The organism is Pseudonocardia charpentierae, from assembly GCF_031845345.1.
Taxonomy (GTDB): Bacteria; Actinomycetota; Actinomycetes; order Mycobacteriales; family Pseudonocardiaceae; genus Pseudonocardia; species Pseudonocardia charpentierae.
In genome coordinates this window covers 16,986-41,269 of sequence record NZ_JAVREJ010000012.1, presented here as the reverse complement: position 1 = coordinate 41,269, position 24,284 = coordinate 16,986, and the positions used below count along the sequence as shown (strand labels likewise).

Below are 24,284 nucleotides of genomic sequence, written 5' to 3'. Positions count from 1 at the left end.
GGGATCCACCGAGGCTTTCTAACGTCGTGCCCATGCGTTCCGCGTTGTGGCTGCCCCTGTTCGACGAGCTCGCCGACCCCACCGTGGTCGTCCGGCTCGCCGCCGAGGCCGAGGAGGCGGGCTGGCACGGCCTCTTCGTCTGGGACCACCTGCACTGGCGCCCGCCCGTCCGCGAGGTGGCCGACCCGTGGATCACGCTCGCCGCGGCGGCCGCGGTCACCGACCGGCTCCTGCTCGGCCCCATGGTCACGCCGCTGGCGCGCCGACGGCCGGCCAAGGTCGCGCGGGAGACCGTGACGCTGGATCGGCTCAGCGGCGGTCGGCTGGTGCTCGGCGTCGGGCTGGGCAGCGACCGGTTCGGCCGCGAGTTCTCCGGCACCGGCGACGAGTGCGACGACCGACGGCGGGCCGCCATGCTCGACGAGCACCTGACCGTGCTCGACGCGGCCTGGTCGGGCGAGCCGGTGCAGCACCGCGGCGAGCACTACGTGCTCGACGGCCTGACCTTCCGCCCGGCCCGCCGGATCCCGGTGTGGACGGCCGGGTTCCCGGGGCACGCCCGGCCATTGCGCCGCGCCGCGACCCGCGACGGCTTCTTCCCGGTCAACCTGGAGCACCCGGATGAACTGGCTGCGGTCGCCGCCGCGGTCGCCGCGCTGCGCGGCGACGCCACCGGCCCCTACGACCTGGTCGTCGGACTGCCGACGGGCGCGGACGTCGCCGCGTTCGCGGCAGCCGGCGCGACCTGGTGGCTGACGGACTTCGACCCCGCGACGGTGTCGGTGGACGAGGTCCGCGGAGTCCTGCGGGACGGCCCGGCATGACGGAGCGCCTCGTGCGGGTGGGCGACGTGGACCTGTGCGTCGAGACGTTCGGCTCCCCGTCCGACCCCACGGTCCTGCTGATCCACGGCGCCTGCGCCTCGATGCTGTGGTGGCCCCGGGAGTTCTGCACCGCGCTCGCCGTCCGTGGGCGCCATGTCGTCCGCTACGACAGCCGCGACACCGGGCGCTCGACCCACTACCCGCCCGGCCGCCCGCCGTACTCGCTGCGCGACCTCGCCGACGACGCCGTCGGGCTGCTGGACGCGCTGGCGATCCCCGACGCGCACCTGGTCGGGCGCTCGATGGGCGGCGGGGTCGCCATGACCGCCGCGCTGGACCAGCCCGGGAGCGTCGCGACCCTCACCCTCGTGAGCACCACCACCGGCGCCGACGACCTGCCGCCGATGACGCCCGAGTTCCTGTCCCGGCCGACCGCGGACGACCCCGTCGACGACATCGTGCTGCTGATGCGCGCCTACGCGGGCCGCTCACCGTTCTTCGACGCCGCAGCGATCCGCCGTCTGGCCGCCGCCGACGTGGCCAGGACCGCCTGCCTCGACGCGGCACTGACCAACCACTTCGCCATGCGGATGGACGGCCCCCGTGCGGGCACCGGCCCGGCCGACATCGCGGTGCCCACGCTCGTCGTGCACGGCGACGTCGATCCCGTCCACCCGCTGCCGCACGGGCAAGCCCTGGCCGAGGCGATACCCGGTGCGACCCTGCTGGTGCTCACCGACACCGGTCACGACCTCCCACCGCAGCGCGTCGGGCTCGTCGTCGATGCGCTCGTCGCCCACACATCGCCCGACACCGTCTGAGGAACAGCCATGCACACGAGCACGCTTCCCGTCGTCACCCCGTCCGACGCCGACCATGCCGCCGACGCCGCCGGCTACAACCGGATCGTCACCCACCACCCCCGGCTCGTCGTCGGGGCTCGGGACACGCCCGACGTGGTCGCCGCCGTCCGGTACGCCGCCGACGCCGGTCTCGCGGTCGGGGTCCAGGCGACCGGCCACGGTGTCAGCGTCCCGGCGGACGGGGTGCTGGTGAGCACCCGTCGGATGCGGGAGGTCAAGGTCGACCCGGCCACGCGGACCGTCCGCGTCGCGGCCGGAGTCCGCGGGCGCGACCTGACGGCCGCGCTCGTCCCCCACGGCCTGGCACCCGTCGGCGGGTCGTCGCCCGACGTCGGTGTCGTCGGCTACCACCTCGGCGGCGGTCTCCCGCTGCTCGGCCGCACGTTCGGCTACGCCGCGGACCTGGTGCGCGCCCTCGACGTGGTCACCGCGGACGGCACGTCGCGGACCGTCACTCCGGACACCGAGCCCGACCTGTTCTGGGCGCTGCTCGGCTGTCGCGGCAGCTTCGGCGTCGTGACGGCGCTGGTCACCGAGGCGTTGCCACTGACTTCGGTGGTCGGTGGCGGGCTCTGGTTCGTCGACGACGCGATCGCCCCCGCCGTGCACCGCTGGCTGGAGTGGACCGCCGGGCTGCCCGAGACCATGAACTCCTCGGTGCTGCTCATGCGCCTGCCCGACATCCCGGCCATCCCCGAGGCCGTCCGCGGGCGGCGCATCGCCCACGTCCGCATCGCGTACGTCGGCCCGCCCACCGAGGCTACGGCGCTGCTCGCCCCGCTGCGGGCCGTCGGGCCGGTCCGGGACACCGTCGCCGAACTACCGGTCGGCGCGCTGGGCAGCATCCACGACGAGCCGTCCGGCCCGGTCGTGTTCGAGTCCCGCAACTCCCTGCTCGGCCCGCTCGACCCGGCCGGCGCTTCGGTGCTGCTCGGGCACGCCGACAGCGACACGTTCCTCGTGGAGGTGCGCCACCTCGGCGGCGCACTCGCCCGCGCCGACGGCCGGGCCGTGGTCGGGCGGCGGGACGGCGAGTTCGTGCTCTACACCGGCAGCGCACTCGCCACCCCGGCCGACCGCGAACCGGCCGCGGCCGCCCAGGCCCGCCTCCACGAGGCGCTGGGACCCTGGGGCATCGGCGCCGTCACCCCGGCCTTCCTCGCCGGCCCGCACGTGAGCCGGTCCGACCTGCACTCGGCCTACACGCCGGGTGACCGGGCCCGTCTGCGCGACGTCAAGCGGAGGTGGGACCCGGCGGACATGTTCCGGGTCGCGCAGGTCGGCACCGCGGCCGACCTCTCCGACGACTGATCCCCGGCCCGACCCCATGTAGCGAAAGCGGCGTTGGGTGCACTCAACGCACCGAAAGCCGCTTTCGCTACATCCCCCGCCGCCGCACCAGGACAACACGCCGGCGGCCCGGCCCCTCGGAAGGGACCGGGCCGCGGGACGTGCCCTGATTACAGGTACTGGCCGGTGTTGCTCGCCGTGTCGATCGCGCGCCCCGACTCGGCGTTCTTGCCCGTAACGAGCGTGCGGATGTAGACGATCCGCTCGCCCTTCTTGCCCGAGATCCGCGCCCAGTCGTCCGGGTTCGTGGTGTTGGGCAGGTCTTCGTTCTCGGCGAACTCGTCGACGATGGCGTCGAGCAGGTGCTGCACCCGCAGACCGGGCTGGCCGGTCTCGAGCACCGACTTGATCGCCGCCTTCTTCGACCGGTCCACGATGTTCTGGATCATCGCCCCGGAGTTGAAGTCCTTGAAGTACAGGGTCTCCTTGTCACCGTTGGCGTAGGTGACCTCCAGGAACCGGTTGTCCTCGGTCTCGTCGTACATCCGCTCGACCACGCGCTGGATCATCGCGTTCACGCACGACCGACGGTCGCCCGCGAACTCCGCGAGGTCGTCGACACTGATCGGCAGGGTGTCGGTGAGGTACTTGGAGAAGATGTCCTGCGCCGCCTCGGCGTCCGGCCGCTCGATCTTGATCTTCACGTCCAGGCGGCCGGGCCGCAGGATCGCGGGGTCGATCATGTCTTCGCGGTTGGAGGCGCCGATGACGATGACGTTCTCCAGGCCCTCGACACCGTCGATCTCCGAGAGCAGCTGGGGCACGATCGTCGTCTCGACGTCGCTGGACACGCCGGACCCGCGGGTCCGGAAGATCGAGTCCATCTCGTCGAAGAACACGATCACCGGGGTGCCGGCCGAGGCCTTCTCCCGCGCCCGCTGGAAGATCAGCCGGATGTGCCGCTCGGTCTCGCCGACGAACTTGTTGAGCAGCTCCGGGCCCTTGATGTTGAGGAAGAAGGACTTGGCCTCGTTCGGGTCGTCGCCGCGCGCGGCCGCGACCTTCTTGGCCAGCGAGTTCGCCACCGCCTTCGCGATGAGCGTCTTGCCGCAGCCGGGCGGGCCGTAGAGCAGAACGCCCTTGGGCGGGCGCAGCTCGTACTCGCGGAACAGGTCCGCGTGCAGGAACGGCAGCTCCACCGCGTCGCGGATCTGCTCGATCTGCCGGAACAGGCCGCCGATGTCCTCGTATGCGACGTCCGGCACCTCCTCCAGCACGAGGTCCTCGACCTCGGCCTTCGGCACGCGCTCGTAGGCGTAGCCGGCCTTCGTGTCGACCAGCAGCGAGTCGCCCGGCTTGAGCGGGACGAAGTCGGGGTGGTCGTTCGGGAGGGTCAGCGGCGAGGCGAGCCACACGACCCGCTCCTCGTCGGCGTGCCCGACCACGAGCGCACGGCCGGCCAGGCCGTCCGTGGTCGGGTCGGAGAGCACCTCGCGCAGGCCGCAGACCTCGCCGATGCGCTCGAAGTCGCCGGCTTCGACGACGGTCAGCGCCTCGTTGAGGCGGACGGTCTGGCCGGACTGCAGGCCCTCGCTCTCGACCGCCGGGGACACCGCGACCCGCATACGGCGGCCGGAGGTGAACACGTCGACGGTCTCGTCGGGGAACCGGGTCAGGAAGACGCCGTACCCGCTGGGCGGCTGTGCCAGGCGGTCGACCTCTTCGCGGAGCGCGATGAGCTGCGCCCGGGCTTCCTTGAGGGTCTCGGTGAGCTTCTCGTTGCGGGCCGACAACTGGGCGAGGCGCCCTGCCGACTCGGCGAGCCGCTGCTCGAGGATGCGGACGTGCCGCGGGGATTCGGTGATCTTGCGCCGTAGGAGCGCGACCTCTTCTTCGAGGAAGCGGATCTGGGCGGCGGCTTCAGCGGGACTGAGCTCGTCATGACCGTGCGAGTCGCCCGGGCCATGTCTGCCGGGACCATCGTAGTGGTTCACGGCATCCTCCCTCCGTGTTCCGTTTCCATACGGTACCTGCGAAAGAGGCTTCTCACCCTGCGGCGAACCGGTGATCCATCACTCAGCCGGACGGCACCTTGACGCGGCGTCGTCGACTTGTCCGTGTGACGATCACCGGTCGGCGCACTGCTCCGAACGGCGTCAGCGCCCGGTCGGTCGGCGCTGTTGACGGGGTGGGACGACCCCGTCGGCGAGCCTACGGGCCGTGACCAGGAACGCTGTGTGACCGATCATGCGGTGCTCGGGCCGGACCGCCAGCCCCACCACGTGCCAGGGCCGGACCAGCGACTCCCAGGCCTGGGGCTCGGTCCAGCACTGCTGCTCGCGCAGCGCCTCGGTCAGCCGGGAGAGCTGGGTGGTGGTCGCTACGTAACCGACCAGGACGCCGCCGGGCACGAGCGTCGCCCGCACCGTGTCGAGGCACTCCCACGGCGCGAGCATGTCCAGCACCACCCTGTCGACGGGCTCGGCGGCGCCGTCGTGGATGTTGAGATCACCCGGGCGGAGGACCCAGTTCGGGGGAATCTCGCCGTAGAACGTCTCGACGTTGCGCCGAGCGTGCTGCAGGTGGTCGTCGCGGATCTCGTAGGAGATCACCGATCCGGATGGCCCGACAGCCTGCAGCAACGAGCAGGTCAGCGCCCCGGACCCGGCCCCGGCCTCGAGCACGCGGGCGCCGGGGAACACGTCGCCCCACATGAGGATCTGGGCGGCGTCCTTCGGGTAGATGACCTGGGCCCCGCGCGGCATCGACAGCACGTAGTCGGCCAGCAGCGGGCGCAGCGCGAGGTAGGGGGTGCCGACCGGGGACACCACGAGGCTGCCCTCGGGCTTGCCGATGAGGTCGTCGTGGGCCAGCCCGCCGCGATGGGTGTGGTACTGCCCGCCTGCCTGGAGGGTCAGGGTGTAGTGGCGGCCTTTGGGGTCGGTGAGCTGCACGCGGTCGCCGGCGCGGAAGGGGCCGCCGCGGGCGGGCAGGTCCGGGCCCGCCTCAGCCTCGTCCGCCGGCGCACCGGTCGTCGCCTCGGGGGCCGGGCCGCCGAGCGGCAGGTCGAGCAGTTCGGACACGCGGGCAACGCTAGCCGGACGCGGACCGGCGCCCCCGCACCGGTCCCCGGATCAGCCTGCGGGATCGGGGGTGGGCAGCAGGCGCCACTGCCCGTCGATGCGGCGCAGGGCGTTGGTGACCACCGGTCGCTTGCCCGCCACCTCCACCGACCACGCGACCGTCGCGGCGTCGCCGTCGACGTCGACCCGCTCGACCGACAGGGTGTCGGCGATCGACGCCGCGCCCTGGGCGACTCCGGACCCGGCGTAGAGGGCCGCGATCGCGTCTTCGCAGGAGGTCGCCGGGGTGCCCCGGCGGGCGAGCTCGTCGAGGAGGCGCTGGTTGGTCTCGGGGGCGTTGAGCGTGCAGGCCGTGGCGAAGTCGCCGTCCGCGACGGCGCGCAGGTAGGTGCGGAACACGGTCTCGGCGGCGGCGCGATCCGCCGTGCTCCCGTTGCCGGGGGCCGGCGCGGTGACCGGCGCGACGGGCGCCCGCGAGACCGGGGTCGACGGGGCCACCGATGAGGAGGGCGTCGCCGCGGCGGCGCTCGGGGTGGCCGCGAGGCTCGGCGCGGGTGCGGGCGGCGTCGTCGTCGGCCCGCAACCGCTCAACGCGAGGCCGGCGGCCGCGAGAGCGGCGGCGACACCGGTGCGGGCGACGCTGCCGGCCGGGCGGAGGCGGTTCATCGCGGTCACCGTAGCGCCGCGTCAGCCGAACCACGTCGCGCGGCTCGCGGGCGTCCGCGCCTGTTACAGCCGTTGCGCGGCCCGGAACGGCGCGCGGAGTCGGGGACGGGGCGGACCGTCACGGAAACTGTCGTACCCCTGGCCTACCGTGATCACCGTGGCGCAGACGGAGTGCATCCCCGGGCTTGGAGCGCCTGACGTCCCGGTCCCGGCGGCCGGGGAGCCGGAGGCCCCCCGGCGCCCTGCGCTCTCGCCGTCGCGGGCGAACGACTTCAAGCAGTGCCCGCTGCTCTACCGGTTCCGCGCGATCGACCGGCTGCCCGAGGTGCCCACTCCCGCGCAGGCCCGCGGAACCCTGGTGCACGCGGTGCTGGAGCGGCTCTTCCTGCTGCCCGCGCAGGAGCGCACTCCGGAGGCGGCGCAGGCGCTTGTGGCCCCGGCGTGGCAGCAGCTGTGCACCGACGACCCCCGGCTGCCGGGCGCGCTGTCGGGCGACGAGGCGACCGCAGCCGTCGACGTCGACGGCTGGCTCGCGGGCGCCACCCCGATGATCGACGCGTACTTCGCGCTCGAAGACCCGCGCCTGCTCGAACCGGAGGCCCGGGAGCTGCACGTCGAGGTCGAGCTCGAGTCGGGGTTGCTGCTGCGCGGCTACATCGATCGGGTCGACGGCACGGGCGCGGACGGCACCGCGCTGCGGGTGATCGACTACAAGACCGGCAGCGCACCCCGCCCGGTCGCCGAGGCGCGGGCGCTGTTCCAGATGAAGTTCTACGCGCTCGCGCTGCTGTGTCTGCGCGGGGTGATGCCCACCGAGCTGCGGCTGATGTACCTGACCGGCCCCGAGGAGCTGCGCTACACCCCGGACGAGGGCGAGCTGCGCCGGTTCGCCCGCACTCTGGACGCGATCTGGGCCGCGATCCTCACCGCGGGAGCGACCGGCGACTTCCGGCCGAACCCGGGGCGGTCGTGTGCGTGGTGCGGTTACAAGCAGCTGTGCCCGGCGTGGGACGGCACTCCCCCGCCTTACCCGGGCTGGCCCGCCGGCGCGTCGTCGCCCGGGCCCGAGTGACGGTCAGGCCTGGCCGTTGCCGTTCGTCTTGAGTGCGCGGCACGAGCGGATGTCCGTGGTGAGGATCGCCTTGGCGCCCAGGGCGGCGAGCTGGTCCATCACCTTGTTCGCCTTGTTCCGCTTGACCATCGACCGCACGGCCACCCAGGCGTCGTCGTCCAGCGGCGAGATCGTCGGCGCCTGGAGACCGGGGGTGATCTTCACGGCCGCGTCCTTGACCGACTTCGGGCAGTCGTACTCCATCATCAGGTACTGACGGGCCAGCACCACGCCGCGCAGCCGCTCGGTGAACACCCGCTTCATCGCGCCGACCTCGGCGCTCTGCTCCCGGTCCGGGCGCGGTTCGCGCTCGATCAGCGTGGCCTGGCTCTCGGCGATCGCCTCGCCGATCACCACGAGCCCGTGCTGGCGCAGCGTGCGGCCGGACGACACGACGTCCGCGACAGCGTCGGCCAGGCCCAGGTGCACCGAGATCTCCACCGCACCGTCGAGCTTCACGATCTCGGCCCGAATCCGGGACCGGGCCAGGTGCGCCCGCACCAGGCGCGGGTACGACGTCGCGATCCGCTTGCCCTCGAGGTCTTCGATCGCCTTGATCTGCCCCTCGTCCAGCGCCGCGTAGCGGAACTTGGAGGCCCCGAAGCCGAGCTCCAGGAGGCTCTGCACCTGGCTGCCCGATTCCTCCTTGAGGTCCGCGCCGGTCACCCCGAGGTGCAGGTCGCCGGAGCCGACGTAGGTCGAGATGTCCTTGGGCCGCAGGTAGAAGAACTCGATGTCGTTCTCCTCGTCCGCGATGCTCAGGTCACGCGAGTCGGAGCGTTGCCGGTAGCCGGCCTCACGCATCATCGTCGCGGCGGGTTCGGCGAGGGTTCCCTTGTTGGGAAGTGCGACGCGGAGCATCGGTTCTCCTGTGTTGCGGTCCAGCGGATCGAGCGACGGTGCCCGGATCGGAGGGAGTTGTCAGAGGTACTTGTAGACGTCGGCCAGGTGCAGACCACGCCCGATCATGATGACCTGGGCGCGGTAGAGCAGCTGCGAGATCTCCTCGGCGAGGGCGTCGTCCGGCTCGTGCTCGGCGGCCATCCAGACCTCGCCGGCCTCCTCGAGGAGCTTCTTGCCCTGTGCGTGGACCCCGGCGTCGAGCGCGGCCACCGTTCCGGATCCTGCGGGCCGGGTGGCCGCCTTCTCGGTCAGCTCGGCGAACAGCTCGTCGAACGTCTTCACGGTCACACATCCCGGGGTCGGTCGTTTTCTTAAGGTTTCCACCTGTAGCTCACAGTGTCCGTCGTGGCGCGCGTCACCCTGCCGTCGGGGTGCGTCCGCTGAGGCCGCCGGGCCGTCGTGTGCGCCGGATGGACCGACACGCGCCGATACGCCGCCGGGCGCCTCCGGCCGACCGTTCGACCACGGCGAGCGGTCTCCTGGTCCGGCTCGGCGACACCCGATCAGGCGACCCGCTCCGACGCCGTGCGCCACACCGCGCCGAGTTCCCGCGCGGTGAGTCCGACGAGATCGTTCCGGAACGTGCGCCGCGGCCCGGCGGGCACCGGTACGTCGCACGGCACGACGAGGACCGCGGCGCCGGCCCGTTCGGCGGCGAGCGCGCCGTTCGGCGAGTCCTCCACGGCCACGCACGCCGCGGCCCGGACGTCGAGCAGCTCCGCGGCCCGCAGGTAGGGATCGGGCGCGGGCTTGCCGGCCTCGACCTCGTCGCCGCACACGGTGACGTCGAAGAACTCGCGGCCGATGCCCTCGAGCGCGAGCTCGGTGATGCGGCGCAGGCTGTTCGTCACGAGCGCCGTCGGGATCCCGGCGTCGCGCACGGTCTGCAGCGCAGCCCGCGCACCCGGGCGCCACTCCACGTCGCCGGCGAGGAACAGCTCCTCGGTCAGTTCGACGAGGCGTTCGTAGGTCCACGCGATCCGGTCGGGGGTGGCGGGCAGGCCGAGGTCGCCGAGCAACACGACGATGCTCGTGTCGATGTCGACACCGACGAGCGAGGCGATCGCCCGGGCGCTCAGCTCGCCGCCGAGCTCGCGGGCCGTCGCCCGCAGCGAGACGTCCCACAGGCGTTCGGAGTCGATCAGCGTGCCGTCCATGTCCCACAGGACGGCGGCGGGAAGGACCGCCGGGACGTCAGGAAGGCCACCTTCAGGACGCCTGGTGCCATGAAGGTGGCCTTCCTGACACGAGGGGCGCGAGCAATCAGCCGGCATTGAAGTACTTGGCCTCCGGGTGGTGGGCCACGAGCGCGTCCGTCGACTGCTCGGGGTGCAGCTGCAGCTCCTCGGACAGCTCGACGCCGATACGTCCGGGCTGCAGCAGGTCGACGAACTTGGTCCGGTCGTCGAGGTTCGGGCAGGCACCGTAGCCGAGCGAGTAGCGGGCGCCGCGGTAGCCGAGCTTGAAGTACTCCTCGACGTCCGCGGGGTCTTCGGCGGCGACCACGGAGCCGGTCGTGAACGTCAGCTCCTCGCGGATGCGCCGGTGCCAGTACTCGGCCAGCGCCTCGGTGAGCTGCACACCCAGGCCGTGCACCTCGAGGTAGTCGCGGTAGGCGTCCTTGGCGAACAGCTCGTTCGCGTAGTCCGCGATCGGCTGGCCCATGGTCACCAGGTGCAGGGGCAGCACGTCGACCTCGCCGTGCGCGACGGCCAGCTCCCGCGGGCGCCAGAAGTCGGCCAGGCACAGGTGCCGGTCGCGGCGCTGACGCGGGAAGGTGAAGCGCGTCCGCTCCCCCGCGTCCGGCCGCGCCTCGTCGAGCACCACCAGCGAGTCGCCCTCGGCGACCGCCGGGAAGTAGCCGTAGACGAGGGCGGCCGACGACAGCACGCCCTCGGTGGCCAGCCGGTCCAGCCAGTACCGCAGCCGCGGCCGGCCCTCGGTCTCCACCAGCTCCTCGTAGGAGGGCCCCTGTCCGGCGCGGGCCCCGCGCAGCCCCCACTGGCCGAGGAACAGCGCCCGCTCGTCGACCAGCCCGGCGTACTCGGCCACCGCGAGACCCTTGACCACTCGGGTGCCCCAGAACGGTGGGGTCGGGATCGGGTTGTCCAGGGCGACCTCCGAGCGGTCCGGGACGGGCCCGGCCGTCTCGGCCTCGGCGGCCCGCCGCTTCGCCGCGACCCGCTGCGAGCGGTCGTGCCGGGCCTTGCGCTGGGCCCGCTTGGCCTCCTCGTCGGGGTCGATCGCGGGAGCGGCGCCCCGGGCGCGCGCCATGGTGGCGTCCATCAGCCGCAGGCCCTCGAAGGCGTCGCGGGCGTAGTCGACGCGGCCCTCGTAGACGTCGGACAGGTCGTTCTCGACGTACGAGCGGGTCAGCGCCGCGCCGCCGAGGAGCACCGGGACCCTCGCGGCGATCCCGCGGGAGTTCATCTCCTGCAGGTTCTCCTTCATCACCACCGTCGACTTCACCAACAGGCCCGACATGCCCACGGCGTCGGCGCGGTGGTCCTCGACGGCGCTCAGGATGGTCGAGATCGGCTGCTTGATGCCGAGGTTGACCACCGTGTAGCCGTTGTTGCTCAGGATGATGTCGACGAGGTTCTTGCCGATGTCGTGCACGTCGCCCTTGACCGTGGCCAGCACGATCGTGCCCTTGCCCTCGGTGTCGGTCTTCTCCATGTGCGGCTCGAGGTGCGCCACGGCGGTCTTCATGACCTCCGCGGACTGCAGCACGAACGGCAGCTGCATCTGGCCCGACCCGAACAGCTCCCCGACGGTCTTCATGCCGGACAGCAGCGTGTCATTGATGATCTCCAGGGCGGGCCGCTGCTCCAGCGCGGCGTCCAGGTCCTGCTCGAGCCCGTTCTTCTCCCCGTCGACGATCCGCCGCTGCAGGCGCTCGAACAGCGGCAGCGCGGCCAGCTCCTCGGCGCGTCCGGCCTTCGCCGCCGCGGCGGTGACGCCCTCGAACAACTCCATGAACCGGTTGAGCGGGTCGTAGGCTGGGCCAGTAGGAGATTCGGCACGGCGGCGGTCGTAGACGAGGTCCAGCGCGACCGAGCGCTGCTCGTCGTCGATCTTGGCCATAGGGAGGATCTTCGCCGCCGACACGATCGCGGTGTCCAGCCCGGCGTTGACGCACTCGTGCAGGAACACCGAGTTCAGCACCTGCCGGGCGGCGGCGTTGAGCCCGAACGACACGTTCGAGATGCCCAGCGTGGTCTGCACGCCCGAGTGCCGGCGCTTGAGCTCGCGGATCGCCTCGATCGTCTCCAGCGCGTCGCGGCGGACCTCCTCCTGCCCGGTGGTGATCGGGAAGGTGAGGGTGTCGACGACGATGTCCTCGACGTGCATGCCGTGGTTCGTGGTCAGGTCGCGGATCAGCCGGTCCGCGATCCGGACCTTCCACTCGGCGGTGCGGGCCTGGCCCTCCTCGTCGATGCACAGCGCGACGACCGCCGCACCGTGTTCGCGGACCAGCGCCATCGTCCGCTGGAAACGCGACTCGGGGCCGTCGCCGTCTTCGTAGTTCACCGAGTTGACGATCGACCGGCCGCCCAGGCGCTCCAGCCCGGCGCGCAGCACCTCCGGCTCCGTCGAGTCGAGCATGATCGGCAGCGTGGACGCGGTGGCCAGCCTGCCGGCCAGCTCCGCCATGTCCGCGGCGCCGTCGCGGCCCACGTAGTCGACGTTGAGGTCGATCAGGTGCGCACCGTCGCGGGTCTGGTCGCGGGCCATCGCGACGCAGTCGTCCCAGCGCTGCGCGAGCATCGCCTCGCGGAAGGCCTTGCTGCCGTTGGCGTTGGTGCGCTCGCCCACCATGAGCACCGAGGTGTCCTGGCGGAACGGCACCGGGGCGTAGAGCGAGCTGACGCCCGGCTCCGGACGCGGGTGGCGCCGTGCGGGGGTGACCGACGGGATGGCGTCGGCGACGGCCCGGACGTGCGCCGGGGTCGTCCCGCAGCAGCCGCCGACCAGCCGCAGCCCGTAGTCACGGACGAACCCGGAGAGCGCCTCGGCCAGCTCGTCCGGCGTGAGCGGGTACTCCGCGCCGCGCTTGCCCAGCACCGGCAGCCCGGCGTTCGGCATCACCGACAGCGGGATCCGCGCGTGCTTGGCGAGCGTGCGCAGGTGCTCGCTCATCTCCGCCGGGCCCGTGGCGCAGTTGAGCCCGATGAGGTCGACGCCCAGCGGCTCGAGCGCCGTCAGCGCCGCCCCGATCTCGCTGCCGAGCAGCATCGTGCCGGTGGTCTCGACGGTCACGTGGGCGACGATCGGGACGTGCCGGCCCTCGGCGCGCATCGCCTCCTGGAGCCCGAGCACGGCGGCCTTGGCCTGCAGCAGGTCCTGGCACGTCTCGACGACCAGCGCGTCGCTGCCGCCGGCGATCAGCCCGCGGCCGCACTCGGTGTACGCGTCGCGCAGCCGGACGTAGGACTCGTGGCCCAGCGTGGGCAGCTTCGTGCCCGGTCCGACGGAGCCGAGGACGAACCGCGGCCGGTCCGCCTCGGCCATGTCGTCGGCGACCTCACGGGCGATCCGCGCGCCCTTCTCGGCCAGCTCGCGGATCCGGTCCGCGATGCCGTAGTCGGCGAGGTTGGGCAGGTTCGCGCCGAAGGTGTTGGTCTCCACGGCGTCCGTGCCGGCCGCGAAGTAGGCGCGGTGGATGGCCGCGACGACGTCCGGGCGCGTGGCGTTGAGGATCTCGTTGCAGCCCTCGAGGCCGGCGAAGTCGTCGAACACCAGGTCGCCGCGGTCGCCGGCGTCCTGCAACATGGTGCCCATCGCACCGTCGGCGACGATGACACGCTCGTGGAGGACGTCGAGGAAGCGGGAGTCGGACTGCAGCTTCTGCACGTCGGGAGATTCGCCTGACACCCTGAAAGGTTACCGGCGGGACCTCCGTCCCTCCGCCGGACGCCTGGCGCCGTAGGCTGGTCCGATGACCGAACGCGAGCCGAGCACCGGTCCCGACGACACCGTACCCACGCTCGTCGACCCGGTGATGATCGCCGCGTTCGAGGGTTGGAACGACGCGGGGGAGGCCGCGAGCACCGCGCTCGAGCACCTCGAACTCACCTGGGACGCCACCCCGCTCGCCTCGATCGACCCCGAGGACTACTACGACTTCCAGGTCACGCGGCCGCACGTGAAGCTGGCCGACGGCATCACCCGGCGCATCGAGTGGCAGACCACCCGGCTGTCGGTCGCGCAGATCCCCGGCACCGAGCGGCACGTGGTGCTCGTCAACGGCATCGAGCCGAACATGCGATGGCGCTCGTTCTGCGCGGAGCTGCTCGGCCACATCGAGCGGCTGGGCGTGACGAAGGTCATCACACTGGGCGCTCTGCTGACCGACACCCCGCACACCCGCCCCACCCCCGTCAGCGGTACCTCGTACGACGCGGTCTCGGCGTCGGAGATGCGTGTCGAGCCCACCAGCTACCAGGGCCCCACAGGGATCGTCGGCGTCTTCCAGAACGCCTGCGTCGAGGCCGGCATCCCGGCGATCTCGTTCTGGGCGTCCGTGCCGCACTACGTCTCGCAGGCCCGCGTGCCGAAGGCCGCTGTCGCTCTGCTGCACCGCATCGAGGAGGTCCTCGACGTGGAGGTGCCGCTGGGGGCGCTGCCCGAGCAGGCCGAGGAGTGGGAGCGCACCGTCAGCGAGATGGCGGAGGCCGACGACGAGGTGCGCGAGTACGTCCGCCAGCTCGAGGAGCAGGCCGAGGCGGCCGACGACGACGACGACCTGTCGAAAGCCAGCGGCGACGAGATCGCGGCCGACTTCGAGCGGTACCTGCGCCGCCGCGGGCAGGGCGGGGGCTGATCCCGGTGTGGCCGCACGACCGCGACGGGGTAGTCGGCGGCATGAATGAATCCCACGACAAGCTCACCACCGATCCCCCGCGCCCGCCCGGCACCCCCGACGTCGACGAGATCGTCGGCGACCCGGTGCCCACGGGCGAGCAGATCGACCGCCGCGAGGAGCCCGAGAACGAGGACGTCACCGACGACGACCCCGTGTCCGTCGAGCCGCCCGACTGAGCCACAGCGCCCGCCGACACCCAGGAACCCGGGCTCGCCCACAGGTCACGACCGTGGTACGGGCCCGGCTTCCTGTGTGTGAGCCCTACAGCGCGACCCCGAGCAGCGCGTCGACCGCGTCGCGGACCAGCCCCGGCGCGGCCGCGTCGGTTCCCTCCCCCGCCGCCCACGCGTCGACGGCCGCCAGCGCGCCCGCGGTGTCGAGGTCGTCGGCGAGGCGCTCGCGCAGGCGGGCGACGAGCTCGGCCCCGTCCGGGCCGGCGTCGCGCGCGACGGCGGTGCGCCACGTGGCGATCCGCTGCTCCGCCGCGGTGAGCAGGTCGGCGGTCCACGGCCGGTCGCTGCGATAGTGCCCGGCGAACAGGGCCAGCCGGACCGCGTTCGGGTCGACGCCCTGGGCGCGCAGCTTCGAGACGAACACCAGGTTCCCGCGGCTCTTGCTCATCTTCTCGCCGTCGAGCCCGATCATGCCGGAGTGCACGTAGTGCTTCGCGAACGGATGGACGCCGGTGTGCGCCTCGGCGTGCGCCGCGCCGCACTCGTGGTGCGGAAAGATCAGGTCCGAGCCGCCGCCGTTGAGGTCGATCTGCGGGCCCAGCCGGTTCAGGGCGATCGCCGCGCACTCGACGTGCCAGCCTGGGCGCCCCGGCCCGAGGTCGCTCTCCCACGACGGCTCGCCCTCCCGGGCCGTCCGCCACAGGAGCGCGTCCGTCTGGTGGCGCTTGCCCGGACGGTCCGGGTCGCCGCCGCGCTCGCGCGACAGCCGGACCATCGTCTCCTCGTCGTAGCGGCTCTCGTAGCCGAAGTTTCCGGTCGACGCGCTGTCGAAGTACACGTCCGGGTACTGCGGGTCGTCGACGCGGTAGGCCGCGCCCTCGGCCAGCAGCTTGCCGACCAGCTCGGCGATCTCCCCCATGGCCTCGACCGCGCCGATGTAGTGCCGCGGCGGCACCACCCGCAGCGCCTCCATGTCTTCGCGGAACAGCGCGGTCTCGCGCATGCCGAGGACCACCCAGTCGTCGTGGTCGCGGGCGGCGCGCTCCAGCAGCGGGTCGTCGATGTCGGTGATGTTCTGGACGTAGTGGACATCGTGGCCGAGGTCGCGCCAGTACCGGTTGACCAGGTCGAAGGCCAGGTAGGTCGCCGCGTGGCCGAGGTGGGTGGCGTCGTAGGGGGTGATCCCGCAGACGTACATCAGAGCGGTGGGCCCGGGATCGGTGGCTTGGACCTCGCCGGTGGACGTGTCGTGCAGGCGCAGCGGCGGCCCGCTGCCCTCGAGCCGGGGAAGGTCGACCGGGGCCCAGGTGTGCATGTGCGCCAACCTACGTGAGGCCGACCGGTTTCAGCTCAGGCCCAGCGCCGGCAGCGCCAGCGCCGGGCGCAGGTCCGGGACGACCTCCATGGCCCCGGCGGCCCGCAGCGCCGTCGCCAACGACGTCGTGGAGACCCCGACGATCCGTCCCACGCCGGCGGCGACGAGCGCCCGCACGCCCGACGGCGCGTCCTCGACGGCCGCACAACCGGCCGGAGCGACCCCGAGCCGGCGGCACGCCGTCAGATAGCCCTCCGGCGACGGCTTGCCGACCTCGACCTCCTCGGCCGTCACGACGACCTCCAGCGCGTCCCGGACGTCGAGGACGTCGTCGAGCACCCGCTCCGCCCAGCTCCGGCCCCCGCTGGTGACCACCGCGAGCCGGTGACCGCGCGCAGCCAGCTCCCGGATCAGGGCGACCGCCCCGTCGACCACCGTCACCTCGCGGGCCGCGGCGTCGACGTCGGCGTCCAGCGACGCGAGCGCTCCCGGGAGGTCGTCGGGCGTCCAGGGCCCCGGGAGGTGGGCGAGGACGTCCCGGGCTCGGCGGCCCATCACGGCGTCCGCGTAGCGCTCGTCGTCCATCTCGACCTGCCACGCCGTGAAGAACCGCTGCCAGATGGCCCGATGGACGTGCTCACTCCTGATCAGCGTGCCGTCCATGTCGAGCAACACCGCCTGCATCCTGTCCCCTCTCGTCGTCCCGCACAGCATCGTGATATTGACGCGTCCGGAATCATCGGTGTACGACACGTTCGATCAGAAGACCGAGGAGCACCGTATGAGCGCGACGCCCGTTCTCGCCCCGGTCAAAGGTCGAGCGGTTCCGATGGAACAGGTGCCCGACCCCGTGTTCGCCCAGCTCATGACCGGGCCCGGGGCCGCCGTCGATCCGGTCCGCGAGGTGGTGGACGTCGTGGCGCCGGTCAGCGGGAAGCTGTTCAAGCTCTACCCGCACGCCTTCGTCGTCCTCACCGCCGAAGGCGTCGCCGTGCTCGTCCACCTCGGCATCGACACGGTGCAGCTCAAGGGCGAGGGGTTCACCACCCTCGTCACCGAGGGCGACGAGCTCACGGTCGGCCAGCCCGTCACCATCTACGACGTGCCGGCGATCGAAGCCGCCGGGCGCAACCCCATCGTCCCGGTCATCGCCCTGGACAAGCAGGCCGCCGATCTCGTGCTGAGCGGCGCGGTGGGGTCGGGTGCCGACCTGACCCCGACGGACACGTTGTTCACCGTCAACGGCTGATTCAGAGGCAGGTGCCATGACCAGCACGACGGAGTCACGCAAGCCAGGGCTGCGGATCCCCGGGTTCGCCCAGCTGCAGCGGCTCGGCAAGAGCCTCATGCTGCCCATCGCCGTGCTTCCCGCCGCCGGCATCCTGCTCCGGTTGGGCCAGGACGATCTGCTCGGCGGGATCACGGCGCCGGTCATCGGGCCGTTCTTCGACGCGATGAGCGCCGCGGGCGGCGCCGTGTTCGACAACCTGCCGCTGCTGTTCGCCGTCGGCGTGGCCATCGGGTTCGCCAAGAAGGCCGACGGGTCGACCGCGCTGTCCGCGGTGGTCGGCTACGTCGTCGTGGCCGCCGTGTTCAAGGCGATGTCGCCGATCGTGCTCGCCGGGCAGGTGAACCAGAACGGCGAACAGGCGCAGATCAACTACAGCGTGTTCGCCGGCATCGTCATCGGGTTGGTCACCGCGGCGCTGTTCGACCGCTACCACACCATCGCGCTGCCGTCCTACCTCGGGTTCTTCGGCGGACGCCGGTTCGTGCCCATCGTGGTCTCGCTCGCGTCGCTGGTGATCGGCTTCCTGCTCAGCTACTTCTACCCGCTGTTCGACGCGGGCCTGACCGGACTCGGACAGTTCATCGGGGGCGCAGGCGCGCTGGGCGCCTTCATCTACGGCTTCGGCAACCGGATGCTGATCCCGATCGGGCTGCACCACATCCTGAACTCCTACGTCTGGTTCCTCTACGGCAGCTACCAGAAGCCGGACGGCTCGGTCGTCACGGGCGAGCTCACCCGGTTCGCCGCCGGCGACCCGACAGCCGGCATCCTGACCTCGGGCTTCTACCCGATCCTCATGTTCGGGCTGCCGGCCGCGGCGCTCGCCATGATCCACGCCGCCCGGCCCGGGCAGCGCAAACTCGCGCTGGGCATCCTCTCGGCCGCCGGACTGACGGCGTTCCTCACCGGGGTGACCGAGCCGCTCGAGTTCGCCTTCATGTTCGTCGCGTTCCCGCTGTACGTCATCCACGCGGTGCTGACCGGGCTGTCGCTGGCGGTGGCCTACCTGCTCGACATCCACCTCGGGTTCTCGTTCTCCGCCGGTCTGATCGACCTGCTGCTGTACAGCACGGCGCCCGCGGCCCGCAACATCCCGCTGCTGCTCGTGATGGGCGTGGTGTTCTTCGTCGTCTACTACTTGCTGTTCCGGTTCGCGATCAAGAAGTGGAACATGCGGACCCCGGGCCGGGAGGACGAGGCGGAGTTCGAGGCGGAGCAGCAGGCGAACCTGACCGACGACGCCGCCGCGCCGATGCTCGCGGCCGGCGGGACCGGCGGAGCGGGCGCGGTGCTGACGACACCGGCGCCGGCCTCGGCGCCGACCTCGGTGGCGGCCGAGAGCAAGCCCGAGAGCAAGGCGGAGCAGCTCATCGCCGCGTTCGGGGGGCGGGAGAACCTGGTCAACGTCGACGCCTGCATCACCCGGCTCCGGATGGAGGTCGCCGACAAGGACAAGGTCGACCGGGGCCGCCTCAAGGCGCTCGGCGCCGCCGGCGTGATCGAGGTCGGCAACAACGTCCAGGCGGTCTTCGGCACCCAGGCCGAGGCGCTCAAGAACCAGATCACCGACGTCCTCTAAGGTCTGCGAGCGTCCCCGAGGGAGGCACATGCAGGTCGTCATCGTCCCGACGCCGGCCGAGGTCGGCCGCCTGGCCGCCGCCAAGATCGGCCATCTGGTCCGCGGCCGGCCCGACACCGTCCTCGGCCTGGCTACCGGGTCGTCCCCGCTGGCCATCTACGCGGAGCTGGCCCGCCAGGTTGCCGAGGAAGGGCTCGACTGCTCGCAGGTGCGGGCCTTCGCGCTCGACGAGTACGTCGGGCTGCCGCCGGAGCACCCGGAGAGCTACCGGTCAGTGCTCATGCGGGACGTGGTCGAGCCGCTCGGCATGGATCCGTCGAATGTCCACGTCCCGGACGGCTCCGCCGCCGACGTGGCGGCGGCCTGCGAGGCCTACGAGGCACAGATCGCCGAGACCGGGCCGGTGGCCCTGCAGATCCTGGGCATCGGGGCCAACGGGCACATCGGGTTCAACGAGCCGACGTCCTCGTTCGCGTCGCGGACCCGGATCAAGACGCTCGCCCCGCAGACCCGCGCGGACAACGCGCGGTTCTTCGACTCGCCCGAGCAGGTCCCGACCCACTGCCTGACCCAGGGCCTCGGCACGATCCTGGACGCGACGACGCTGGTCCTCGTCGCCCAGGGAGAGACCAAGGCCGACGCCGTGGCGAAGATGGTCGAGGGGCCGGTCAGCAGCATGTGCCCGGGATCGGCGTTGCAGCTCCACCGCGACGCCAACGTGATCGTCGACGAGGCGGCGGCGAGCCGGCTCACCCTGGCCGACTACTACCGCTACACCTTCGCCAACCGCCCCGCCTGGCAGCGGTTCGAGACACCCCGCGGATGACCGTCGTCACGGCGGCCCGGGTGGTCGCCGACGCCGTCGTGCACGCACCCGGATGGATCAGCGTCGAGCACGGGCTGATCACCGGGGTGGGGGCCGGTCGTCCCGAGCGGCCGGACCACGACTACGGCGACGCGACGCTGGTGCCGGGCTTCGTCGACATCCACGTCCACGGCGGGGGCGGAGGCTCGTTCACCTCCGGGGACCCTGCGTCGGTGCTGCAGGCCGTCCAGGCGAACCGGCGGCACGGCACCACCACCACGATGGCGAGCCTGGTCACCGCAGGCGCCGACGAGCTGCTGGCCTCGGTGTCGATGCTCGCCGACCTGTACCGCGACGGCGTGGTGGCCGGCATCCACCTGGAAGGCCCCTGGATCAGCCCGCACCGCTGCGGGGCCCACGACCCCCGTGAGCTCCGGGACCCCGACCCCGGCGAGATCGACCGGCTGCTGACCGTCGCGGACGGGGCGATCGCCATGGTCACGATCGCGCCCGAGCTGGCGGGCGGTCCGGCCGCGATCCGTCGGCTCGCCGACGCCGGCGTGATCGCGGCGGTCGGGCACACCGACTGCTCGTTCGCGGTCGCGCAGCAGGCGGTCGACGCCGGTGCCCGGGTGGCCACGCACCTGTTCAACGCGATGCGGCCCATCCACCACCGCGACCCCGGCCCGATCATCGCGCTGCTCGGCGACGAGCGGGTCACCGTCGAGCTCATCGCCGACGGCACCCACCTCGACCCCGCCCTCTACCGCTACGTCACCCGCACCGCCGGCCCCGACCGGGTCGCACTGGTCACCGACGCCATGGCCGCCGCCGGGCTCGGTGACGGCCGCTACCGGCTGGGCCAGATGGCCGTCGACGTCGTGGACGGAGTGGCGCGCATCGCCGGCACCCCGACGATCGCCGGCAGCACCACCACGATGGACCAGCTGTTCCGGCGGGCGGTGCACGCGTGGGCGCCAAGAGAATCAGACGCCGAGGTCTCGGCGCCGCCGACCGCCGAGGCCCTGGTGCATGCCGCCCGGCAGACCGCGACCATCCCGGCCCGTGTGCTGCGGCGCACCGACATCGGCAGCCTCGAGACCGGGAGGCGGGCCGACTTCGTGGTGCTGGACGCCGACCTCCGCGTCGCCGACGTCGTCGTCGGCGGCGCCGCAGTCAGTGCATGAGCATCTGAAACATGCCGTAGCCGGCCATGCCCACCATGACGAGCAGGACGAAACCGACCGCCAGCGCCGTCAGAATCATGGAGATCACCCGCCAGCACAGCACCGAGAGCACGAGTGCCAGCAGGAGCGCCACCTCGGGGAAGTTCGCGGAGAGAGTGTTCATGGCGTCACCGTGGGGAGTCGGGCGGTCCCCCTCGGACCGCTCTACCCCGAGATAGGACGGCCGGCCCGGGAACTGTGACACCCGCTCGTGTCACATCCGCGCGGCGGTGCGCCGTAACGCCTGTCGATCACGTGCCGGACGGGCGCCGGGCGGGAAAGATGAGGGTGTGGTGGAGCCCGGCTCGGAGGAGCACAGAGCGGCGGTCAAGGCGTTGCTCTCCGGCTCCGCGCAGTGGATGCGCGACCGGAGCCGGCGCGCCGCACGCCGGTACAAGCTCGAAGCCGAAGACATCCTGCAGGTGACCTGGCTGCGCCTGCTGCGGTCGCGCACCGTCGCCGACCTGACCAACGACGGCCTGCGGACCTGGCTGGCGCAGCGCATCGAGTGGGCGGCGAGCGAGCTGGCGCGACAGCGGCGGCACGACGGCGGGGAGCGGATCGACAACGACGAGGTCGACGCGCTGCTCGCCGAGGCGGACACCCACGCCTCCGGCACGCAGCCTGCCGAGGCGAGCAGCGTCGACGCGGGCTTCCTGGAGCGGGTCGGGCTCAACCGCCACCAGGTGCAGGTCGTGCTGGGCGAGTGCTCCGGGCTGGAGGTGTCGTTGCGCGAGTTCGCGGGCCTGGCCGGGCGCAGCCACGCGGCCATCCGCAAGGACCGGCAACGCGCACTCGCCCGGATCGAGACCTGGGTGGGACTCGACCCCGAGGAACGGCGAGTGTTCACCGCCTTCCGCGTGACCGGATCGGTCGATGCCGGCGCGCGCCGGACGGGGCACACCCCGGCGCAGTTCCGCCGGCTGCTGGCCGCCGCGAACACGAAGGTCGACGCGGCGTTCACCGGGGCGCCGGCCGACGGCGGGACGCCCTGAGAGTGCTACGCCGCCGAATTCGGCGCCGGACGCGCGCGGCTACCCAGCCCGTTCGGCATGTGCGCCGTCTCGTTCAACCCTGGCTGACAAGCGGCGTAACCCGGAACAGCTCACCGGTAGATCTGCAGCACGACACGCTGCCGGGCCGCCAGACCGACGAGGGCGATCAGCAGGACCCCGGCCACTGTGCTCCCCCATATCGGCGCAGCCGCGCGCGTCAGGTAGCCCGCGACGCCGCCGACGATGAAGACCGCGAGCACCGCGAACAGCGCCCAGACGCAGCAGCGGATGCACAGCGCCCGGCCACGCGCGGGGTCGGTCCGTGCCACGGCTCCCGCGCGGGCGAGCACGAGGAGCCCGACCGCGAGGCCGGCCGCGCCGAACGCGGCCGACCCGTACGCCACCGCAAGGCCTTCGCCCCGCTCGGCAAGGAGCGCGGCCGTGAGCAGGGCCAGGAAGACGGACGACGCGGCGGCTGCCACGGCCGCGCCGGCGACGAGCAGCCGGGCCCTTCGGAGGCTGGTCACGTCCCACGGGCCCCAGGCATTGCCGCAGGTGGGCGCATGTCCGGACGGTAACAGCGCGGCAAAGTCGGCGGAGCCCCCACACGGCCCACTCTCCGGATGGCCGGGAAGCCGGCCGGACGTGGCCGACGGTTCTGCTCAAGTTTGAGTACCGTGGTGGGCCACCGCCACCTGTGAAGGGATGTCGATGCCCGAGAAGGTCGCCCCGCCCCGCTGGCTCAAGCCGATGAACGCCGTGCTGCTCGTCGCGCGGCGCCTCGGCCTCGGCTGGACCCGCGAGCTGCCCGTCCTCGTCCTGCCCGGCCGCAAGACCGGCAAGCTCCGCCACACCCCGGTGTCCGTGCTGGACCTCGACGGGCACCGCTACCTGCTCGCCGGCTGGCCCGGCGCCGACTGGGCCGCCAACGCCCGCGCCGCCGGGGTCGGCATCCTCACGGTCGGCAAACGCAACGAGCGGGTGCGGCTCGTCGAGCTCTCCCTCACCGACGCCGAACCGGTGCTGCGCGCCTGGCCGGCCCGCATCCCGCAGGGGGCGAAGATCATGAAGGACGGCGGCGTCGTACCCGACCTGGAACCCGACACCTTCGCCGCGCTGGCTGGACGGTGCGCGGTCTTCCGGCTGGACACCCCGTGAGTCGTTGCAGGAAAGCCACTTTCATGCCATGACGTTGCAGGAACGTGGCTTTCCTGCATCGCGGACGGGCACCTCGCGGCCGGGCGGAGCGGTAACCTCGCCCGGCTTCCGCACGGATCAGGCCGAGTGGCGGGACGACGCGGAAGGACGACGCATGCCGACGCCGGCACAGCCGCTGCGTGACCTGCTCGACCGGGCCGTCGCCGTCGGCATCCTCAGCACCTACCAGGCCGATGCCGTCTTCGCCCTCGACGCGCAGCCGGCCCCCGGAGCCCGGCGCGGGGCGGTGATCGCCGAGGTCCTCGGCTACGTCGGGGGCGCGTTGGCCGTCGTCGCGGCCCTGTTCCTCGGCGCCGAGCTGTGGGACGAGCTCGGGCCGTGGCCGAGGGTGCTGCTGCTGGGCGCCGTCGCCGTCGCCTGTCTCGGCGCCGGGGCTGCCCTGGGCGGGCGCGACGGTGCCCCCGGGCGGCTCGGCGGATTCCTGTGGGCCGCGGCCGTGATCGCCGTCGCCGCGACCGCCGGGGTCGCCGCCGACGACCTGGGCCTCGCCGAACCGGGGACCTCCGCCCTGGCCGCCGCGGTCGCCGCCCTGGTGGTCGCCGCCGTGCTGTGGTGGCTCCGCCCGGCGGTGCTCCAGCACATCGCCACGTTCCTCGCGGCCGCCGCGACCCTGCTGACCGCCCTCGACCGGATCGGCGACGGCAGCTTCGACTGGGGCGGGCCGCTGCTGTGGGGCTTCGGGCTGGCGTGGCTGGCCGCCTCGGCCTTCCCCGGAGCGAAGCACAAGCCGGACGACGGGCCGGCCGGTATCTGGACGCCCGCCGCTCCGGGCTGGGTGCTCGGCGCCCTCGCCGTCGTCATCGGCCCCCTGTTCGCCCAGAGCGGGCGCGCCGGCTGGCTGGTCGTCGGCTCGCTCGGCGCCGCCGCGCTGGTGGTCGCCGGGGTGCGGACCCGGAACCCGTGGGTCGCCGCGGTCGGGATCGGCGGGGTGTTCGTGTCGGTGCCGCTTGCCGTCGCGGAGCTGTTCGACGCCCGCCTCGGCCCCCTGGTGGGGATCCTCGCCGTCGGACTGGCCCTGGTCGGCGCCGCGGTCGTGCTCACCCGCCGCGCCGCGCGATGAGCACGCGGCGCCG

General features: G+C 72.6%; 24 protein-coding genes. 13 read left to right on the top strand and 11 right to left on the bottom strand.

The annotated features are described in order from the left end of the window. Positions 1 to 32 precede the first annotated feature (32 nt). From RM445_RS17380 to RM445_RS17370, 3 genes are read left to right on the top strand one after another with little or no spacing between them, the layout of a single operon-like run. Entirely contained in the window at positions 33 to 824 is a 792-nt protein-coding gene (locus RM445_RS17380; protein ID WP_311557549.1) for an LLM class flavin-dependent oxidoreductase, read from the top strand. After that, positions 821 to 1,645, top strand: coding sequence for an alpha/beta fold hydrolase (locus tag RM445_RS17375; RefSeq protein WP_311557547.1), 825 nt, complete (start codon positions 821 to 823; stop codon positions 1,643 to 1,645). Before RM445_RS17380 ends, RM445_RS17375 begins: the two co-directional genes overlap by 4 nt. 9 nt (positions 1,646 to 1,654) lie before the next feature. Next, positions 1,655 to 2,998, top strand: a complete 1,344-nt coding sequence (locus RM445_RS17370; RefSeq protein WP_311557546.1) for an FAD-binding oxidoreductase — start codon at positions 1,655 to 1,657, stop codon at positions 2,996 to 2,998. Positions 2,999 to 3,147: 149 nt separating this feature from the next. Here RM445_RS17370 and arc read toward each other — a convergent pair whose 3' ends face one another. From arc to RM445_RS17355, 3 genes are all read right to left on the bottom strand, one after another. Then, positions 3,148 to 4,971 (bottom strand): proteasome ATPase, encoded by a 1,824-nt coding sequence (gene arc, locus RM445_RS17365; RefSeq protein ID WP_311557545.1) that lies wholly within the window; start codon positions 4,969 to 4,971, stop codon positions 3,148 to 3,150. A gap of 162 nt (positions 4,972 to 5,133) precedes the next feature. Beyond that, positions 5,134 to 5,970 carry a tRNA (adenine-N1)-methyltransferase gene (locus RM445_RS17360; RefSeq protein ID WP_311557770.1) on the bottom strand — a complete coding sequence of 279 codons (837 nt, stop codon included), beginning with the start codon at positions 5,968 to 5,970 and terminating at the stop codon, positions 5,134 to 5,136. 141 nt (positions 5,971 to 6,111) lie between these two features. After that, positions 6,112 to 6,726: a nuclear transport factor 2 family protein gene (locus RM445_RS17355; protein ID WP_311557543.1), complete on the bottom strand. Its 615-nt coding sequence runs from the start codon at positions 6,724 to 6,726 to the stop codon at positions 6,112 to 6,114. Positions 6,727 to 6,901: 175 nt separating this feature from the next. On the opposite strand from RM445_RS17355, the gene RM445_RS17350 reads away from it, so the two are divergent. Next, positions 6,902 to 7,798 (top strand): RecB family exonuclease, encoded by an 897-nt coding sequence (locus RM445_RS17350; protein ID WP_311557769.1) that lies wholly within the window; start codon positions 6,902 to 6,904, stop codon positions 7,796 to 7,798. A 3-nt stretch (positions 7,799 to 7,801) separates the two neighbouring features. On the opposite strand, the gene hisG is transcribed toward RM445_RS17350, so the two are convergent. From hisG to metH, 4 genes are all read right to left on the bottom strand, one after another. Next, positions 7,802 to 8,698: an ATP phosphoribosyltransferase gene (gene hisG, locus RM445_RS17345; protein ID WP_311557541.1), complete on the bottom strand. Its 897-nt coding sequence runs from the start codon at positions 8,696 to 8,698 to the stop codon at positions 7,802 to 7,804. Between the two features lie 60 nt (positions 8,699 to 8,758). Next, positions 8,759 to 9,022 (bottom strand): phosphoribosyl-ATP diphosphatase, encoded by a 264-nt coding sequence (locus RM445_RS17340; protein ID WP_311557768.1) that lies wholly within the window; start codon positions 9,020 to 9,022, stop codon positions 8,759 to 8,761. Between the two features lie 221 nt (positions 9,023 to 9,243). Beyond that, entirely contained in the window at positions 9,244 to 9,906 is a 663-nt protein-coding gene (locus RM445_RS17335; protein ID WP_397469347.1) for an HAD family hydrolase, read from the bottom strand. A 97-nt stretch (positions 9,907 to 10,003) separates the two neighbouring features. Further along, entirely contained in the window at positions 10,004 to 13,588 is a 3,585-nt protein-coding gene (gene metH, locus RM445_RS17330) for a methionine synthase (protein WP_311557766.1), read from the bottom strand. Between the two features lie 94 nt (positions 13,589 to 13,682). Between metH and RM445_RS17325 the strand changes: the two genes are divergently transcribed. Next, positions 13,683 to 14,567 carry a PAC2 family protein gene (locus RM445_RS17325; protein WP_311557537.1) on the top strand — a complete coding sequence of 295 codons (885 nt, stop codon included), beginning with the start codon at positions 13,683 to 13,685 and terminating at the stop codon, positions 14,565 to 14,567. 41 nt (positions 14,568 to 14,608) lie between these two features. After that, positions 14,609 to 14,785: a hypothetical protein gene (locus RM445_RS17320; protein ID WP_311557536.1), complete on the top strand. Its 177-nt coding sequence runs from the start codon at positions 14,609 to 14,611 to the stop codon at positions 14,783 to 14,785. An 85-nt stretch (positions 14,786 to 14,870) separates the two neighbouring features. Here RM445_RS17320 and mshC read toward each other — a convergent pair whose 3' ends face one another. Together mshC and RM445_RS17310 are read right to left on the bottom strand one after the other, a co-directional pair. Next, positions 14,871 to 16,097 (bottom strand): cysteine--1-D-myo-inosityl 2-amino-2-deoxy-alpha-D-glucopyranoside ligase, encoded by a 1,227-nt coding sequence (gene mshC, locus RM445_RS17315; RefSeq protein ID WP_311557534.1) that lies wholly within the window; start codon positions 16,095 to 16,097, stop codon positions 14,871 to 14,873. Between the two features lie 30 nt (positions 16,098 to 16,127). After that, entirely contained in the window at positions 16,128 to 16,781 is a 654-nt protein-coding gene (locus RM445_RS17310; protein WP_311557532.1) for an HAD family hydrolase, read from the bottom strand. A gap of 97 nt (positions 16,782 to 16,878) precedes the next feature. Here RM445_RS17310 and RM445_RS17305 point away from each other — a divergent pair, with 97 nt between their 5' ends. The 4 genes from RM445_RS17305 to RM445_RS17290 are packed head-to-tail and all read left to right on the top strand — an operon-like array spanning position 16,879 to position 20,959. Continuing rightward, positions 16,879 to 17,346 carry a PTS sugar transporter subunit IIA gene (locus RM445_RS17305; RefSeq protein WP_311557531.1) on the top strand — a complete coding sequence of 156 codons (468 nt, stop codon included), beginning with the start codon at positions 16,879 to 16,881 and terminating at the stop codon, positions 17,344 to 17,346. A 16-nt stretch (positions 17,347 to 17,362) separates the two neighbouring features. Further along, positions 17,363 to 18,967 carry a PTS transporter subunit EIIC gene (locus tag RM445_RS17300; RefSeq protein WP_311557529.1) on the top strand — a complete coding sequence of 535 codons (1,605 nt, stop codon included), beginning with the start codon at positions 17,363 to 17,365 and terminating at the stop codon, positions 18,965 to 18,967. A 28-nt stretch (positions 18,968 to 18,995) separates the two neighbouring features. Then, positions 18,996 to 19,793: a glucosamine-6-phosphate deaminase gene (nagB, locus tag RM445_RS17295; protein ID WP_311557528.1), complete on the top strand. Its 798-nt coding sequence runs from the start codon at positions 18,996 to 18,998 to the stop codon at positions 19,791 to 19,793. Further along, the gene (locus tag RM445_RS17290) at positions 19,790 to 20,959 is read left to right on the top strand and encodes an N-acetylglucosamine-6-phosphate deacetylase (protein WP_311557527.1); all 1,170 of its coding nucleotides are present in this window, start codon (positions 19,790 to 19,792) and stop codon (positions 20,957 to 20,959) included. Before nagB ends, RM445_RS17290 begins: the two co-directional genes overlap by 4 nt. On the opposite strand, the gene RM445_RS17285 is transcribed toward RM445_RS17290, so the two are convergent. Further along, positions 20,949 to 21,122, bottom strand: coding sequence for a hypothetical protein (locus RM445_RS17285; protein ID WP_311557526.1), 174 nt, complete (start codon positions 21,120 to 21,122; stop codon positions 20,949 to 20,951). The two genes, RM445_RS17290 and RM445_RS17285, sit on opposite strands and share 11 nt — an antisense overlap. Positions 21,123 to 21,291: 169 nt before the next feature. Here RM445_RS17285 and RM445_RS17280 point away from each other — a divergent pair, with 169 nt between their 5' ends. Beyond that, positions 21,292 to 21,993: a sigma-70 RNA polymerase sigma factor region 4 domain-containing protein gene (locus RM445_RS17280; protein ID WP_311557524.1), complete on the top strand. Its 702-nt coding sequence runs from the start codon at positions 21,292 to 21,294 to the stop codon at positions 21,991 to 21,993. A 110-nt stretch (positions 21,994 to 22,103) separates the two neighbouring features. Here the strand turns inward: RM445_RS17280 and RM445_RS17275 are convergent, their stop codons facing one another. After that, on the bottom strand, positions 22,104 to 22,520 hold the full coding sequence (locus RM445_RS17275) for a hypothetical protein (protein WP_311557522.1): 417 nt from the start codon (positions 22,518 to 22,520) through the stop codon (positions 22,104 to 22,106). A 184-nt stretch (positions 22,521 to 22,704) separates the two neighbouring features. Here RM445_RS17275 and RM445_RS17270 point away from each other — a divergent pair, with 184 nt between their 5' ends. Both RM445_RS17270 and RM445_RS17265 read left to right on the top strand, forming a co-directional pair. Continuing rightward, the gene (locus tag RM445_RS17270; protein WP_311557521.1) at positions 22,705 to 23,151 is read left to right on the top strand and encodes a deazaflavin-dependent nitroreductase; all 447 of its coding nucleotides are present in this window, start codon (positions 22,705 to 22,707) and stop codon (positions 23,149 to 23,151) included. 154 nt (positions 23,152 to 23,305) lie between these two features. Further along, complete coding sequence (locus RM445_RS17265; RefSeq protein ID WP_311557519.1) at positions 23,306 to 24,271, top strand: hypothetical protein; 966 nt, start codon at positions 23,306 to 23,308, stop codon at positions 24,269 to 24,271. The last annotated feature ends 13 nt before the right edge of the window (positions 24,272 to 24,284 follow it).

What these genes read in the sequence shown, in the direction of transcription:
- RM445_RS17375 (WP_311557547.1), top strand. Translation starts at nt 821, where the DNA reads ATGACGGAGCGCCTCGTGCGGGTGGGCGACGTGGACCTGTGCGTCGAG.
- RM445_RS17265 (WP_311557519.1), top strand. Translation starts at nt 23,306, where the DNA reads ATGCCGACGCCGGCACAGCCGCTGCGTGACCTGCTCGACCGGGCCGTC.
- RM445_RS17380 (WP_311557549.1), top strand. Translation starts at nt 33, where the DNA reads ATGCGTTCCGCGTTGTGGCTGCCCCTGTTCGACGAGCTCGCCGACCCC.
- nagB (WP_311557528.1), top strand. Translation starts at nt 18,996, where the DNA reads ATGCAGGTCGTCATCGTCCCGACGCCGGCCGAGGTCGGCCGCCTGGCC.
- RM445_RS17290 (WP_311557527.1), top strand. Translation starts at nt 19,790, where the DNA reads ATGACCGTCGTCACGGCGGCCCGGGTGGTCGCCGACGCCGTCGTGCAC.
- RM445_RS17305 (WP_311557531.1), top strand. Translation starts at nt 16,879, where the DNA reads ATGAGCGCGACGCCCGTTCTCGCCCCGGTCAAAGGTCGAGCGGTTCCG.
- RM445_RS17325 (WP_311557537.1), top strand. Translation starts at nt 13,683, where the DNA reads ATGACCGAACGCGAGCCGAGCACCGGTCCCGACGACACCGTACCCACG.
- RM445_RS17320 (WP_311557536.1), top strand. Translation starts at nt 14,609, where the DNA reads ATGAATGAATCCCACGACAAGCTCACCACCGATCCCCCGCGCCCGCCC.
- mshC (WP_311557534.1), bottom strand. Translation starts at nt 16,097, where the DNA reads ATGCACACCTGGGCCCCGGTCGACCTTCCCCGGCTCGAGGGCAGCGGG.
- hisG (WP_311557541.1), bottom strand. Translation starts at nt 8,698, where the DNA reads ATGCTCCGCGTCGCACTTCCCAACAAGGGAACCCTCGCCGAACCCGCC.
- RM445_RS17370 (WP_311557546.1), top strand. Translation starts at nt 1,655, where the DNA reads ATGCACACGAGCACGCTTCCCGTCGTCACCCCGTCCGACGCCGACCAT.
- RM445_RS17270 (WP_311557521.1), top strand. Translation starts at nt 22,705, where the DNA reads ATGCCCGAGAAGGTCGCCCCGCCCCGCTGGCTCAAGCCGATGAACGCC.
- RM445_RS17355 (WP_311557543.1), bottom strand. Translation starts at nt 6,726, where the DNA reads ATGAACCGCCTCCGCCCGGCCGGCAGCGTCGCCCGCACCGGTGTCGCC.
- RM445_RS17300 (WP_311557529.1), top strand. Translation starts at nt 17,363, where the DNA reads ATGACCAGCACGACGGAGTCACGCAAGCCAGGGCTGCGGATCCCCGGG.
- RM445_RS17285 (WP_311557526.1), bottom strand. Translation starts at nt 21,122, where the DNA reads ATGAACACTCTCTCCGCGAACTTCCCCGAGGTGGCGCTCCTGCTGGCA.
- RM445_RS17310 (WP_311557532.1), bottom strand. Translation starts at nt 16,781, where the DNA reads ATGCAGGCGGTGTTGCTCGACATGGACGGCACGCTGATCAGGAGTGAG.